This window comes from Pseudomonas sp. IC_126 (assembly GCF_004331835.1).
In the GTDB taxonomy this organism is placed as follows: Bacteria; Pseudomonadota; Gammaproteobacteria; order Pseudomonadales; family Pseudomonadaceae; genus Stutzerimonas.
The window spans coordinates 1-13,922 of record NZ_SJSS01000005.1; the positions used below are offsets into that span (position 1 = coordinate 1).

Genomic DNA, 13,922 nt, shown 5'->3' on the forward strand with positions numbered 1-13,922 from the left:
TGGAACCACCTGATCCCATCCCGAACTCAGCAGTGAAACGACGCATCGCCGATGGTAGTGTGGGGTCTCCCCATGTGAGAGTAGGTCATCGTCAAGCTTCTACACCAAACCCCCGACCCTCGTAAGAAGGTCGGGGGTTTGTCTTTGCGCCAGAGAAATTATTAGGCTGTAGAGAGGGCTCTACGATGTGTACTTGGCTATGAGGGCTTATGAATAGCTTGCTGCGGCTACTCAGTGACGGGCGTTTTCATTCTGGCGAAGAGCTCGGTGCTGCTCTCGGTGTGAGTCGCAGCGCTGTGTGGAAATAAAATAGCGAGTTGTGGAGCGTTTACTAGGCTATTGCAGGTTACAGCCTAGCGGCCTGTTCTTGAGCGAGCCCCCTAAAACACCGGACGCCGTTGCCCCCTTGCCATAAAGGTAGGCAAACGGTTGCGTTCTACCAGCAAAGACAGACATATCGAAGTGTTCGCCAAGGTCGGCGTCGCCGTTGGAGCGTCGAGAAGAAGCTCGCCATGGTTCGCCAGAGCCTGGAGCCGGGATAAAGTGTCTCGGTGATGGCCAGGTGCAACGGCATCAACCCCAACCTGCTATCCATTGGCGCAAGCTGTATCAGGGCGGCAGCCTATTGGCGGTCTGCGCTGGTGAGGCGGTGGCGCCAGCCTCGGAGATAGCCGACGCGATGAAGCAGATCCGCGAGCTGCACGGATGCCGGGCAAAAAGACGATGGAAGCAGAACTCCTCAAGACGCAGTAGAGATTGCCCGTTCGCGAAAATGGATTGCGCACTCGCCCCTTGTTGTCTGGGGCGACTAGTGAAGCTGGTCAGCGAAAGTCTCGATGTGTCGCGCTCGCAACTGACGGCTCGAATCAGACAAATCCCGGAAGCATAGAACTCGATGGCAGGCGTGTGCTCAACGATGCAGCGCTGGTGGCGGATAAAGGCTTCGATCTACGACTTACCCAGCTATGGCGTTACTTGCGGACGGCCGACAGGCCTGGGTGGCACCCTGGATCACGGCGTTGTGTCGGTGCGCCTCCTCACGTAACGGTAACAACAGCACGCGAGCATGACGCAAGGTCAGCTGGGCAGTGCTCTGCATCTAAGGTTGCGTGCATGAGCGCGTAACGGTAGGTCGTCGTCCACCAACTGGCCGAGTCGCTGCCGCTCGCCGAGCAGCTTCTTACTCGACGCGGCACACGCCCTGCTCGGAAGCGCCATCTGACGCGGCCAGTTGGATCATCGGCGCGACGTATTCATCCAGGTCGCCGGCATCTTGGCATAGTGTGACGCAGCGGAATCTGCCGATCGCTGTGGCCACGCTGATCAGCGCTGCTCATCGTTGGCGAGCTTCTCAGCACGTCGTGCACGCGCATGCGAGCAGGCGCAGCTGGCAGACGGGGCCCGGCCATCGCGGACTTCGACGGCGTCCTGAGGATGCCCTGCCAGGCGTTCGAGGTGGCGCAAGTAGGCTCCGATATCCAAGCACAGGCCGAGCCGATGTTCGTGGCGCAGTTAAGACAGGAAGCCGTGGATCTACGCGTTCAGCTCGAAGCGATTCGGGCTTTTCGCCATCGGGGCCAGGATGTCTAGGCGGATCCAACTGTACTGCCCGGCCCCGGTGCAAATCAGCCCAAACCGATTGTTGGATTCGCGCAATGAGCCGCTCGGCCTTCCCGCGTTGTGGGTTTCCGGCCACAATTCACACCTGAGGCGCCGCCTGAGTCCGCACGGCTGGCCAAGAGGAGTTCGACATGAGCAGCAACGACCGCGTCATCATCTTCGACACCACCCTGCGAGACGGCGAACAGAGCCCCGGGGCTTCCATGACAGGCGAAGAAAAACTGCGCATTGCCAAGGCCCTCGAACGGCTGAAGGTCGACGTGATCGAAGCCGGCTTCGCCATTGCCAGCCCGGGCGATTTCGCCGCGGTCAAAGCGGTGGCCGATAACATCAGGGACAGCACCGTGTGCAGCCTGGCTCGCGCCGTCGATGCCGATATTGAGCGCGCCGCCGAAGCGCTGGCCGGCGCCAACTCAGGGCGTATCCACACCTTTATCGCCACCAGTCCGATCCACATGCAATACAAGCTGCGCATGCAGCCGGACCAGGTCGTCGAGCAGGCCGTACGCGCCGTGACCAAGGCTCGCAACCTCTGCGCCGACGTGGAGTTTTCCTGTGAGGACGCCGGGCGTTCGGAAATCGATTTTCTCTGCAGCATCATCGAAGCGGCGATCAATGCCGGCGCGCGCACCATCAATATTCCGGACACCGTCGGCTATGCCATTCCGCATCAATATGCCGACACCATCCGCCAGTTGCTCGAACGCATTCCCAATGCCGACAAGGCGGTGTTCTCCGTGCATTGCCACAATGATCTCGGCCTGGCCGTCGCCAACTCGCTGGCGGCCGTCGTAGCGGGCGCGCGCCAAGTCGAATGCACCATCAATGGCCTCGGCGAACGCGCCGGCAACGCCGCGCTGGAAGAGATCGTCATGGCGATCAAGACCCGCCAGGACCTGCTCAACGTGCACACCCGCATCGAGACCGAACATATCCTCAGCGCCTCGCGCCTGGTCTCCGGCATCACCGGCTTTCCGGTGCAGCCAAACAAAGCCATCGTCGGCGCCAATGCATTCGCCCACGAGTCTGGCATCCACCAGGACGGCGTGCTCAAGCACCGCGAAACCTACGAGATCATGTCCGCGCAGTCGGTCGGCTGGAACGCCAACAAGATGGTCATGGGCAAGCACTCCGGCCGCGCCGCGTTTCGCTCGCGGCTCGATGAGCTGGGTATCGTGCTGCCCGGCGAGGGTGAGCTGAACGCTGCCTTTGCGCGCTTCAAGGAATTAGCCGACAAGAAGCACGAGATTTTCGACGAAGACTTGCAGGCGTTGGTCTCCGACACCCTCACCGAAGATGTGCAGGAGCACTTCAAACTGGTGACGCTGGAGGTATCGAGCAAGACGGGTGAAGTGCCGGATGCCAGGCTCGTCCTGAGCGTGGACGGCAGTGAGCGGCCTGCATCGGCGCAGGGCTCCGGTCCGGTCGATGCGACCTTCAAGGCCATCGAATCGGTGGCCAATTCCGGCGCCACGTTGCAGCTGTATTCGGTTAACGCCATCACCAAGGGCACCGATTCGCAGGGCGAGGTCACGGTGCGGCTGGAGAAGGGGGGGCGCATCGTCAATGGCAACGGGGCCGATACCGATATTGTCGTGGCCTCCGCCAAGGCCTACCTGAATGCGCTGAACCTGATGCAGGTGGGTGCCAAGGCCCATCCGCAGGTGACCGGGGTTTGATTACCGAAAGCCGACGTCGGGCCTTCCTCGACGCCATGCAGGTCAGCACTTGGCTGCCACGGACCGAGCTGCCCTTCGCCGCGCCTTCGCGCCCAGAGCTGCTGCAATTCGTCGAGCCTGAACCCGCACCAGTCATCGAACTCGAACAGCCAGTCGCGCAGCCGGCCCCGTCGACGCCCGAGCCGGTAACCGCTACACCGGTTGCCGCGGCGAGCCCGGCGGCAGATGCGGTTCGCTCGGTTATGCCGCGTATCGCCATGCCCGAGCCTAAAAAACCGGCCCTGAAATCCGACGAGGCGCAGGCGTCCGCCGTCGAGCAAAAAGCCGCAGTGCCGCCGCCGCGTTTCGCCTTGCAGTTGCTGCGTGCGGGCAACGTGCTGCTGTTGGTGGAGCTGCCGACGGGCGAGTCCTTCCAGAGCCGTGACCCAGCTTACATCCTGCTCAAGGACTTGCTGCGTGCCGCCAGGCTGCCGGACAAGCCGCAGCAGGTCGGTGACGGCGAGCCGATTCGCTGGCCGCTGTTGCATCGCGGCAGCCTCGATCAGGGAATCGAGGCCGCACGCGATTACGTGCAGGGTGTGGTCGCAGCTGAACTGGAGGAAATGGGTTCTGCCTGCCTCTGGCTGATCGGCTCACCAGCCCTTCGTTTCGCTGGCGAAGTCGAGGCGGATGCCTGCTATCGCGAGCTCACCGTCGAAGGTTTGGGGGTTGTGCTGACCATGCCTGGGCTCGAACAGCTGATGGAGCAGCCTGAAAGCAAGGCGCAGCTGTGGAAGGCCATGCGTCGTAGCATGCCCCGCTGGGTAACCGGTTTATGAGTGGCTCCCTTGAGTAGTGTTGAATGAGTGATGCAGTCAGCTTCCGCCCGATGACCGCGGCGGATATCGAAGCCGTCCTGAAAATCGAATACGCCGCGTTCAGCCATCCCTGGACCCGAGGCATCTTCACCGATGCGCTAACGGCTTATGAGTGCTGGGTCATGTTCGAAGGCGAGCAGCAGGTCGGGCATGGCGTGATCAACGTCATCCTCGACGAGGCGCACCTGCTGAACATCACCGTCAAACCGCAGAGCCAAGGTCATGGCCTCGGTTTGCGGCTGCTCGAACACCTGATGCAGCGGGCCCACGAGCGTGGCGGTCGAGAATGCTTTCTGGAAGTGCGCGCCAGCAATGCACCGGCTTACCGGCTGTACGAGCGCTACGGTTTCAACGAAGTGGGGCGCCGCCGTGGCTATTACCCATCGGCTGATGGACGCGAAGATGCCTTGGTAATGGCCTGCACTCTGATTGACTGATCAGCGAAAGGGCATTGAAAAGGCCGGGCTCGAATAAGTCCGGCCTTTTCGTTTGGCGCTCGACGAAACCTTTCGGCCTGCCCAATGAGTGTCACCTGACGAGATTACCGCCCCGGCGCTTTATCCCGCCCCGAATCCAGCGGGGCGTCGCCGCCCAGTTCGTTGTCATCCATCACGTCATCGTTCTCGTGCAGTACGGCATCGCCACCACCGAGGCCAGTATCCGGATCGCCATCGGCAGGACCATCCCAGGCCTTGCCATCCAACGGGTCATAGCGGGCCTCTTCGGCCTCGTCCAGATCCACGCCGGCGCCGATGCGGTGCTCGGAAACCTCACTCAGATCCTGATCGGCCGGGCCTCCATGGCCGCGCTCGCGGGGCGAACGTGCGCCGTCTTCCTTGATCAGCGTTTCCGGTGCCAGGTCATCCATGGTGGCGCCGTCATCCAGCACTTCGCCGGAGGACATGCCGGCTTCGGCGACACGCTCCGGCGGGAACTCATCCTCTATCTCTTGCGCAGGGGCCTCGTCACCGATACGGCCCTTGCGTTCGTCCCGACGCTGATCGAAATCGAGCTGCTCGATCGAGCCCATGCGGTCTTCGGTATCGTCGATTTCAGTGGGGGTGTAGGGCTTGCGATCGTTCATGACAACCTCCTGCGAAAGTGCGGTCTTGCAGATTGTGACCCGGTGTCGCGGTGAAGATTCAGGCTGACCGCTGGCTGGTTCAGGCTTTATGAACCAAGCTGCAAGAGCCCTTCGTTCAACGCATAGGGCCTTGTGGCGTTGCAAAACGAGCGAACCACTGGCGAGGATCGAGAGTCTCAGAAACATGAACGAATCCGATGATCTATCCGGGCTGGACGTCCGCCACTGCGCTTTTTTCTTCGATGTCGATGGCACGCTGGCTGAGATACAGCCTCGTCCCGAACTCGTTTTCATCCCGCCTCGCTCGCTGGTGGCGCTCGAACATCTGCATGTCAGCGAGATCCCCATAGCGGTCATTTCGGGACGCCCGCTCAGCCAACTCGACGATCTTCTCTCGCCATTGCGCTTGCCGGCTGCCGGCGTGCACGGTGCTGAAAGACGCACCGCCGAAGGCCAGTTACGGAATCTGGCGCTGGACAACGTTCTGTTCGACCGCATCCACCAAGAGCTGGAAAAAGCGTGCGCTGAGCTTCCCGGTCTATCGCTGGAAAACAAGGATGTCGCTTTCGCGTTGCATTTCCGATTGGCTCCAGAACTGGAAGATGCCGCTCGTGCTCTGGCTGAAGACTTCATCGGGCGCTACGGCGACGTGCTGGCCTTGCAGCCAGGCAAATGCGTGTTCGAACTCAAGCCGCGAGGCGCCAGCAAGGGCGAGGTGATTCGCACCTTCATGCAGGAAGCGCCTTTCAAAGAGCGAACGCCTGTTTTCATCGGTGACGATTTGACCGACGAGGCGGGCTTCAAGGTTGTCAATGAGTTGGGAGGGTTAAGCATCAAGGTCGGCACCGGCGCGACCGAAGCCACGCAGCGTCTGGATTCGGTTGAAGCCGTCGGCGCCTGGCTCGAAAGCCTACTTAGCGCACTATCCGAACAGCCGGTAAATCCAATAAAACCAGACTGAAGCGAGAACCATCCATGAGCCGACTAGTAGTGGTTTCCAACCGCGTAGCGCCGATCAAGGCGGGGAAGGTCGCTGCTGGCGGACTTGCAGTGGGCGTCTATGACGCGTTGCGCCAGGCCGGAGGCATCTGGTTTGGCTGGAGCGGTGAGGTAAGCAGCTCCCCGCAAACCAATAGCGAGACCATCGGTAACATCACCTACGTGACCCTGGGGTTGACCAAGCAAGACTACGATCAGTATTACCGCGGTTTTTCCAACGCCACGCTCTGGCCGATCTTCCACTACCGCATCGATCTAGCCCGCTACAACCGTCAGGAATACGATGGCTACAGACGGGTCAATGCCATGCTGGCGGAGAAGCTCAAGCCGCTGCTCAAACCCGACGACATCATATGGATCCACGACTACCACCTGATCCCCTTCGCCGAATGCTGCCGCCAGTTGGGCATTCGTAATCGCATCGGCTTTTTTCTTCACATCCCGTTTCCGCCGCCGGAAATTCTCACCGTCATCCCGCCGCACAACGAGCTGCTCAAGACGCTCTGTTTCTACGACCTCATCGGGTTTCAAACTGAAACCGATCGTCTCGCCTTTCAGGACTACATGACCCGTGAAGTGCGCGGCATTCTGGAATCCGACGGCAGCCTGACCGCCTATGGGCAGAACTTCCGCGCCGGGGTCTATCCGATCGGTGTGGTCCCGGATGAAATCCACGACTTGGCCGAATCCTACAAAGGCCGTCGCAAGCCCATGCGGCGCACCACCGACATTGCCCGCAAGAAAATCATCAGCGTTGATCGCCTGGACTATTCAAAAGGTCTGTTGGAGCGTTTCAAGGCCTATGAGGCTTTTCTCGAGCGCTACCCGGAGCACCGTCGCTCGGTCGAGTTCATTCAGATCGCGCCCACGTCCCGCTCCGATGTGAAGACCTACCAGCACATTCGGCAGCAACTGGAGAGCGCAGCGGGGCACATCAACGGCTGGCTGTCGGATCTGGACTGGACACCGCTGCATTACCTTAACAAAAGCCATGATCGGCGCGTGCTGATGGGGCTGTTCCGCAATGCCGACATCGGTTTCGTCACGCCGTTGCGCGACGGCATGAACCTCGTCGCCAAGGAGTACGTGGCCTCGCAGGACCCGGAAGACCCCGGCGTGCTCGTGCTGTCGCGCTTCGCCGGGGCCGCCCGCGAACTGACCTCGGCGCTGATCGTCAATCCCTATGACTGCATAGGCATGGCCGAAGCACTGGACCGAGCCCTGCGCATGCCGCTTGCCGAGCGCAAGGACCGCTACGAGCACATGATGCGTGCGATCCGCGCTGCGGACCTCGATGCCTGGCGCGATAACTTCCTGCGTGATCTGCGCGCCTTTTCGTCCCGACCGCGCGCCGAAGTGCCTTCGAATCCGCTCTTCACCGTTTAGGCTGTGACGTCCCGGCCGGCGTGCTTGTCAAAACGTGGTCCGGTTCGTAACGTGCGTATCGGATTACAAAGGGGCTATCGATGAGCAAAGATCTTCAACAACTAATCGAAAACAATGCGCGTTGGGCTGAAGCCATCAACGAGGAAGACCCTACGTTTTTCGCCAAACTGGCCAAGCAACAGGTGCCTGAGTACCTCTGGATCGGCTGTTCGGACGCACGCGTGCCGGCCAACGAGATCGTCGGCATGCTGCCGGGCGACCTGTTCGTCCACCGTAACGTCGCCAACGTCGTGCTGCATACCGACCTCAACTGCCTGTCCGTCATTCAGTACGCCGTCGACGTGCTCAAGGTGAAGCACATTCTGGTCACCGGCCATTACGGCTGCGGTGGCGTTCGCGCCTCCATGCGTGACGACCAGCTGGGTCTTATCGACGGTTGGCTGCGCACCATCCGCGACCTGTATTACGAGCACCGCGAGCACATCGCCAGCTTCCCCACCGAGGAAGCCCAGGTCGACCGCATGTGCGAGCTCAACGTCATCCAGCAGGTCGCCAACGTCAGCCACACCAGCATCGTCCAGAATGCCTGGCACCGTGGCCAGGCACTGTCCGTGCATGGCTGCATCTATGGCATCAAGGACGGAATCTGGAAGGACCTCAACGTCACCATCAGCGGCCCGGAACAGGTGCCACCGCAATACCGTTTGCGCCCGCATCGGCCAGTCTGATGGCGAACCGCCAAGGATGGGCCTTCGCTGGTCTTCTGCTCGCCGTGCTCTGCTGGAGCGGCAATGCGCTGGTCGCGCGCGCCTTCCACGATGCGATCCCACCGCTGGCCTTGTCCTTCTGGCGTTGGGTGCTGGCGACCTGTCTGCTGTTACCGTTCGTTGCGCGCTCGATCTGGGCTCATCGCGCGGCATTGCATGCGGCAGGCTGGCGCTTGCCTATCGTCGCCGCGCTGGGCATCAGCACCTATAACTCGTTGCTGTACACCGCAGCGCAAAGCACCGAAGCCATTAATCTCACCTTGGTGAATACCTGCTTGCCGCTGTTCACTTTCATTGGCGGTGGTCTGCTGCTGAATGAATGGCCGGCTCGCCGCGCCTGGTTCGGTATGGCTATTGCGGCTGGAGGGCTGGTCTATCTCATTAGCCGGGGCAGCTGGGAGGCGTTCAGCGGTCTGTCGTTCCAGGCGGGTGATTTGATCATGCTGGTGGCGGTGCTGGTCTGGGCGCTTTACACCTTGCTCCTGCGGCGCTGGTCAGGTTTTCTCCAGTTGCCACCGCTGACGCTGCTGGGCGTGCTGATGCTGCTCGGCGTACCGATGATTATGCCGTTCTACCTGTACGAACTGGGCCAAGTGGGCGGATTCACACCAACCCCGACCAACCTCGCCGCCATCGGCTACACCGCCATCTTTGCTTCGCTGGTGGCCTATTTGTCATGGAACCACGGCGTCAAAACCGTTGGCGCGGCGAAGGCAGCCATGACGACCTACCTGATGCCGGTTTTCACCGCGATTCTCGCCTGGCTGGTGCTGGGGGAGGGAGTGCAGCTGTTCCATCTGGTTGGTGGTGGGCTCATCTTCGCCGGTCTGCTGTTGGCGGCCCAGACTACGGTGCGCCGGGCGGTTCGCTGATGCCGAGCCCGACTATCTGGAGTTAGCCCCGCCTCGGTGCCATGCTGGTCACTTAGCAAGTTCGCTTCGAGATCGGGCCTTCCACGAAAGCAGCAGGTGCACACCAGCTCCAGTGGGAGGCGCGACCTCGCGGCGAATACAGGCCGCAGGCCTGTCCGAAACGCAGGCGTGCCTAAGTCGACAGCGTTTGAACAGCATTCACGCTCTTCGGCGGGGCTTGTCGTCGTCCGGCTATTTTTCTATCGCTGTGTCCTTCAGCGCTTGCTGTTACCGCAAACCATATGGCCCTTCATGGCCTCCTGCTTGACGATGAACTCACCCACCAGCGGGCGGCTGTGCAGAAAGTGCTCGGTGGTCTTGTGGTGAGCCAAAGCCGCTTCATCGCGGTACAGCTCGTAGAGATAGATGAGATCGGGATCCGCCAGATCCTGGATGACATCGAATACCAGGCAATCCGGCTCATGCTCCACCGAAGCGGCGGCGTTGACGCGCATGGCCTCCATGAACCTGTCGAACGAGCCCGGCGCGAGTTGGATTTTCAGGATAAGACAGTACATGAACGCCCCATTTGTTTTAAAGTCGGAGCTTAATTGTATACAAGAAAGGAGAGAGCAATGCCACAGCGTCCCGGTCGCCTTAACGGCCTGCGCCATCTGGCGCTCACCGCGCCGAACCTTGAGGAATGCGAACGTTTCTACGTCGACGTGTTGGGCATGGAGGTCCTCAACCGCGCCAGCAAGGATCTCGTCTACCTGACCTGCGGCAACGACAACCTCTCCCTGGGCCGCGCCCAGGAAAAAAGCAGCGGCGTCCAGGCGATGGATCACTACGGCTTTATCGTCGACAGCCTGGAAGAACTGCACGCCTGGTATGAATACCTGAAAGCGCAAGGCGTCACCATGCTCGACCGCCCCTTCGCCCACCGCGACGGCGCCCATAGCTTTCATGTGCTCGATCCAGCGGGGAATACCGTGCAGCCGCTTTACCATCCGGCGATATCGGGGCAGCGGTTTAGCCGAGACAGTTGAGCGCGGTGCGCCTGCTGTTAAGGCGCTGTGAACGACAGGCCGTTGGGTAAGAACTGCGCCGCAACCATCCAGACCACCGCACCTATCAACCCCAACGACAGATGGCCAACGACGATCCCTATGGCGATCTGTTTCCAGAGCCCGGCGTATTTGTTGGACGAGGTAGCGGCGGTGCGGTAGGGCGTTTCGCGCTCGGCGCGGATATTGTCGAAGTCATCTCTCATGGCGGTACTCGATGCTGTTTGGCTAAACGGCAGGCACAAAAAAAGGGTTCAGTTTTCGCTGAACCCTTTCTTGAACTTGGTGGTACGCAGGGACTTGAACCCCGGACCCCAGCATTATGAATCGCTTGTGACGCACCCGATCACCCCATAGTGCCCCACATAGCGTAGCTCCTAACGCTGGTCCCACCTGGCTAGGCCAATGTGTTCCGCAAAACGCGATCGCTGTAGTCACTTGCAGCTCTTGGTATAGTGAACCACTGATCTTGTTATCTCTATGCCATCCACATCGCCGACTTCGAATTGGTCTTCATCTTCCTTTTCAAACGCCCCCCAAACGGAAGACAGCTTATTTTCAAAAATCTCAACGTAGTCGATCGGCAAAACGCCTGCACACCATGGAAACTCGCCAGCCACTCGAACGTAGTGCAAGTAGCGCCCAAAACTTGGAATACAGATCAAATCTTGTATTGGTTCAAACGAGTCGAACCTATAGGAGCTCATATCGTCCTCATCCTCATGGGTTATTTCACCCTCATGAGTTGTAATCTCACTTAACATAGCAAGCTTTTCCTCCAACTCGGAGAGACTTATATAACCCCCGCCAACTTCCCAAACAGAAAAATCGATACTCGGCGCTATCGCGTGCAGAATTAGCTTACCTTTAAAATCTATGCGCTCTTGTTGTTTTGATACATCTAATGCCCAACGCTGCCAATCGATATCTTTCCCTAACCTAGCGCTATCCCGCTTTGCATCTAAGTTATTCTCTGTTGTAGTTAGCACGCCAGCCAATGAGTGCAACGTACCACTTCGCACGCCATTTATTGTAACGATAGCCCCTCCATGCACGGACGCTAATCCAAGCCTCCCCTTTAGCGCACCTTCGAGAGAATAGACATTATGCAGAATAGCTTTATGATTGTTAACTCGACCCAACAGCATCTGGTCTGAAATCGATGCCCAATCGTTAGGAAGCACCACTTCTTGCTTATCAGCATTAAACCGCGCGACGATCTTAACGTCACTGGTCGGGCAAATAGTCCCAACCAACGCAGTCAAATAATCGATCTTTAAAGTTAGTTTCTGCCCGCTCAAGGTATAGGGTAGGACTCGCCTCAACATAGCGACCACTTTATCTGAAGTCAGCCTTATAGAGACTCTTGTTCCCGACCCTATGAGCTTTTCACTGCCCATCGGCTCAGACAACGTAGGCCTGCCATACACTCCTTTTTCAAAGCTAATTTGCCATTGATCCACCTGATCATTAGTAGAGCGCTCAAATCTTCGAGTAGCGACCTTTACTTCTTCACCCAACATAAACACAGAATAAAACCCAATGCCAAACTTACCTCCGGAGGTAAAGCCGGATTTAGCGAGCCCTGGGATTTCTTCCCGAACTTTATCGTTTCGCCAAAGAGAATTCCCAAAATCCAGAAGTACTCTAGTTAGCACATACCTGCTCATTCCTATGCCATTATCTTGAACCTGGAACGTCCAAGCACCGCTTGCATCCGAATCAAGCGAAACACATATCTCCCCGTAACTATCATCGAGATTATTTATACATCTAAAAGCGCGCACAGCATCTATCGCGTTCTGCAATAGCTCCCGAACCGCGACTGCTGGATCGTCACCATAAAGCGCCGTACCACCTAGAACCTCGATTAGCTTAGGAACATCGCTGATAGTTGGCTGCACATCTACCGGCTCCCAACCCTTTGTTCTAACAACTCGAGAAAAAGCTTCAGGCGATCCACAACTTGCGACTTTCAGAGCTCTAAATTCTTGCCTTCCTTCACTACGAAGAAGCGAATTTGAACTTATCAGCTCATTGTTAATCATAAGAGCAGTATCATAAAGCAACCACCAAGCCTCTCGCTGCTCGTATGAAAAAGAAGAGGGCGAGCACAGTAAAAGATCGTGACTCTCAGTAGTTGTAGGCTGCGCCATTCGAGCTTGAAATTGCCAATGATGCTCAGAAATCCCAGCTGGTTTTTTTAGTGCGAATAGAAACCATGGAGCTCTGACGCCATCTATATGAGCCGCATCAGCACATCTTAAAATTAACGCAAGCTTCATCACATCAACCGACCAGGTGGCGGGCTGAAGGAATGCAGGAGCCGGTATGAAACGATCTCGGAAGTTGTCGCATACCTTATGGACCGGCCAATGGTGACTCGCGGCTATCTCTCCAATAATGTCACCGTAATACGACCTTAACTGGAAATTTTCCAGCAGAAACATTTCACCCGCCCCACTTATCTTCCAGGCTATATGTGGGAGGCTCTGGGCTTGTTCTGCATGTAGATGCCGAAGCACCTGAAAGAGCGCCTCCTTTTCTTCAGGCGAATTCAATATAGGCTCGCAACCGTTGTAGCGCTGCGCGATCAAATCGTTCCAATGCACGGTCGATTTTATTCCATCTACGCCATTTTCGAATGCTGCCACGACGTGAGCAGCGTCATGAAGAAGGAAGGCTCCCCCTAACACAAAAGCTTCTGCTGGATTAATCGGATAGTCTTCGCCGATTATTTCTTCAGCCACTCTCCACAGAGCATCTATATGCGTTATATCGTGCACTGTAAGCCCTGGCAGCTCGCTAGATATGGTTGACACAAGCTGTGCAGTTCTGCTGCGAAACTCCAAGAAGGCTTGCCGAAGAAGTTCTACTTTTTCTGGATAGCTCAAGCAAGCAGGGCCCAGCGTCCGCCTCCACAACTTATACTCTTCCATTAGGCTAATCTCTCGCAGGAGTCATGGAACGCATGATTATAAATTAGTAAGTTAAACTCAGGCGCCTTTCAAGGCGACCTCTTTCAGCCAAGCCCGATCTTCTTTTCTGTTAATAACATGCATCTTCTTATGGCAGTTCGGGCACAGCGCGACAGTGTTTTCCACTGTATCTGCTCCACCGCTTGCAAGCCACTCAATATGGTGCGTCTCAAGATAGGGGGTGCCATCTTTTCGATTGAAGGGTGCGGGTTTCTGGCACAGCTCGCACTGTCCATTCGCCCTGCGTTTGGCGTTCTCCGCCACCCATGGCGAGCGCTGGTACACAGTAACGTTGGCGTTGCGTTTGCCAACTGCGAAAAGGGGACAGATTTATTTTCCGGTCGTAACTGTCCCTTGAGAAGCACAGAAAATGATCACCCCGGCTGCTTCCCCGCCCACGGCGCAACGATCTGCACATCCCCAACAAGCAGCTGAGCCGCAACCATCCAAACCGCCGCACCAATCAACCCCAACGACAGATGCCCGACCACCATCCCAATGGCGATCTGTTTCCAGAGCCCGGCGTATTTGTTGGATGAGGTAGCGGTGGTGCGGTAGGGCGTTTCGCGCTCGGCACGGATGTTGTCGAAGTCGTCTCTCATGGTGCGCTCTCGGTGCGGTTGGCTAAACGGCG

Annotated in this window: 14 protein-coding genes, 1 rRNA gene and 3 pseudogenes; 11 read left to right on the forward strand and 7 right to left on the reverse strand. The window is 58.0% G+C overall.

Annotated elements, in window-relative coordinates; all coding sequences use genetic code 11:
* The 3 genes and pseudogenes from rrf to E0D86_RS22005 all read left to right on the forward strand — a co-directional run.
* Nucleotides 1-97, forward strand: a 5S ribosomal RNA gene (gene rrf / locus E0D86_RS15590); the annotation flags it as partial.
* Nucleotides 98-209: 112 nt separating this feature from the next.
* A pseudogene (locus E0D86_RS15595) lies at nucleotides 210-305 on the forward strand (HTH domain-containing protein); the annotation flags it as partial.
* Between the two features lie 207 nt (nucleotides 306-512).
* Nucleotides 513-970: pseudogene (locus tag E0D86_RS22005) on the forward strand (transposase); the annotation flags it as partial.
* Between the two features lie 21 nt (nucleotides 971-991).
* Here the strand turns inward: E0D86_RS22005 and E0D86_RS21660 are convergent.
* Nucleotides 992-1,599, reverse strand: a pseudogene (locus E0D86_RS21660) (hypothetical protein); the annotation flags it as partial.
* A 152-nt stretch (nucleotides 1,600-1,751) separates the two neighbouring features.
* Here E0D86_RS21660 and E0D86_RS15600 point away from each other — a divergent pair.
* Genes E0D86_RS15600 through rimI form a run of 3 tightly spaced genes read left to right on the forward strand, consistent with a single transcriptional unit; the run spans nucleotide 1,752 to nucleotide 4,593 of the window.
* Nucleotides 1,752-3,299 carry a 2-isopropylmalate synthase gene (locus E0D86_RS15600; protein ID WP_131650966.1) on the forward strand — a complete coding sequence of 516 codons (1,548 nt, stop codon included), beginning with the start codon at nucleotides 1,752-1,754 and terminating at the stop codon, nucleotides 3,297-3,299.
* A complete protein-coding gene (locus E0D86_RS15605) occupies nucleotides 3,296-4,117 on the forward strand; it encodes an energy transducer TonB (RefSeq protein WP_131650967.1) in 822 nt (273 codons plus the stop codon). The genes E0D86_RS15600 and E0D86_RS15605 overlap by 4 nt, the downstream gene beginning before the upstream one ends.
* A gap of 23 nt (nucleotides 4,118-4,140) precedes the next feature.
* Complete coding sequence (gene rimI / locus E0D86_RS15610; RefSeq protein WP_131650968.1) at nucleotides 4,141-4,593, forward strand: ribosomal protein S18-alanine N-acetyltransferase; 453 nt, start codon at nucleotides 4,141-4,143, stop codon at nucleotides 4,591-4,593.
* 104 nt (nucleotides 4,594-4,697) lie between these two features.
* On the opposite strand, the gene E0D86_RS15615 is transcribed toward rimI, so the two are convergent.
* A complete protein-coding gene (locus tag E0D86_RS15615) occupies nucleotides 4,698-5,240 on the reverse strand; it encodes a hypothetical protein (protein ID WP_131650969.1) in 543 nt (180 codons plus the stop codon).
* Between the two features lie 184 nt (nucleotides 5,241-5,424).
* Between E0D86_RS15615 and otsB the strand changes: the two genes are divergently transcribed.
* From otsB to E0D86_RS15635, 4 genes are all read left to right on the forward strand, one after another.
* Nucleotides 5,425-6,201, forward strand: coding sequence for a trehalose-phosphatase (gene otsB, locus E0D86_RS15620; RefSeq protein WP_131650970.1), 777 nt, complete (start codon nucleotides 5,425-5,427; stop codon nucleotides 6,199-6,201).
* A gap of 14 nt (nucleotides 6,202-6,215) precedes the next feature.
* Complete coding sequence (gene otsA / locus E0D86_RS15625) at nucleotides 6,216-7,625, forward strand: alpha,alpha-trehalose-phosphate synthase (UDP-forming) (protein WP_131650971.1); 1,410 nt, start codon at nucleotides 6,216-6,218, stop codon at nucleotides 7,623-7,625.
* An 80-nt stretch (nucleotides 7,626-7,705) separates the two neighbouring features.
* The gene (gene can / locus E0D86_RS15630; protein ID WP_131650972.1) at nucleotides 7,706-8,353 is read left to right on the forward strand and encodes a carbonate dehydratase; all 648 of its coding nucleotides are present in this window, start codon (nucleotides 7,706-7,708) and stop codon (nucleotides 8,351-8,353) included.
* Nucleotides 8,353-9,264: a DMT family transporter gene (locus E0D86_RS15635; RefSeq protein WP_131650973.1), complete on the forward strand. Its 912-nt coding sequence runs from the start codon at nucleotides 8,353-8,355 to the stop codon at nucleotides 9,262-9,264. The genes can and E0D86_RS15635 overlap by 1 nt, the downstream gene beginning before the upstream one ends.
* Nucleotides 9,265-9,518: 254 nt before the next feature.
* Here E0D86_RS15635 and E0D86_RS15640 read toward each other — a convergent pair whose 3' ends face one another.
* Nucleotides 9,519-9,821, reverse strand: coding sequence for a putative quinol monooxygenase (locus tag E0D86_RS15640; RefSeq protein WP_131650974.1), 303 nt, complete (start codon nucleotides 9,819-9,821; stop codon nucleotides 9,519-9,521).
* A gap of 57 nt (nucleotides 9,822-9,878) precedes the next feature.
* Here E0D86_RS15640 and E0D86_RS15645 point away from each other — a divergent pair, with 57 nt between their 5' ends.
* The gene (locus E0D86_RS15645; protein ID WP_131650975.1) at nucleotides 9,879-10,292 is read left to right on the forward strand and encodes a VOC family protein; all 414 of its coding nucleotides are present in this window, start codon (nucleotides 9,879-9,881) and stop codon (nucleotides 10,290-10,292) included.
* Between the two features lie 17 nt (nucleotides 10,293-10,309).
* Here E0D86_RS15645 and E0D86_RS15650 read toward each other — a convergent pair whose 3' ends face one another.
* The 4 genes from E0D86_RS15650 to E0D86_RS15665 all read right to left on the reverse strand — a co-directional run bounded on the left by E0D86_RS15650 (nucleotide 10,310) and on the right by E0D86_RS15665 (nucleotide 13,890).
* A complete protein-coding gene (locus E0D86_RS15650) occupies nucleotides 10,310-10,516 on the reverse strand; it encodes a hypothetical protein (RefSeq protein WP_014853832.1) in 207 nt (68 codons plus the stop codon).
* Between the two features lie 228 nt (nucleotides 10,517-10,744).
* Entirely contained in the window at nucleotides 10,745-13,249 is a 2,505-nt protein-coding gene (locus E0D86_RS15655) for an ATP-binding protein (RefSeq protein WP_131650976.1), read from the reverse strand.
* Between the two features lie 57 nt (nucleotides 13,250-13,306).
* On the reverse strand, nucleotides 13,307-13,573 hold the full coding sequence (locus E0D86_RS15660; RefSeq protein ID WP_305955871.1) for an HNH endonuclease signature motif containing protein: 267 nt from the start codon (nucleotides 13,571-13,573) through the stop codon (nucleotides 13,307-13,309).
* Between the two features lie 89 nt (nucleotides 13,574-13,662).
* Complete coding sequence (locus tag E0D86_RS15665) at nucleotides 13,663-13,890, reverse strand: hypothetical protein (protein ID WP_131650977.1); 228 nt, start codon at nucleotides 13,888-13,890, stop codon at nucleotides 13,663-13,665.
* Nucleotides 13,891-13,922: the final 32 nt, after the last annotated feature.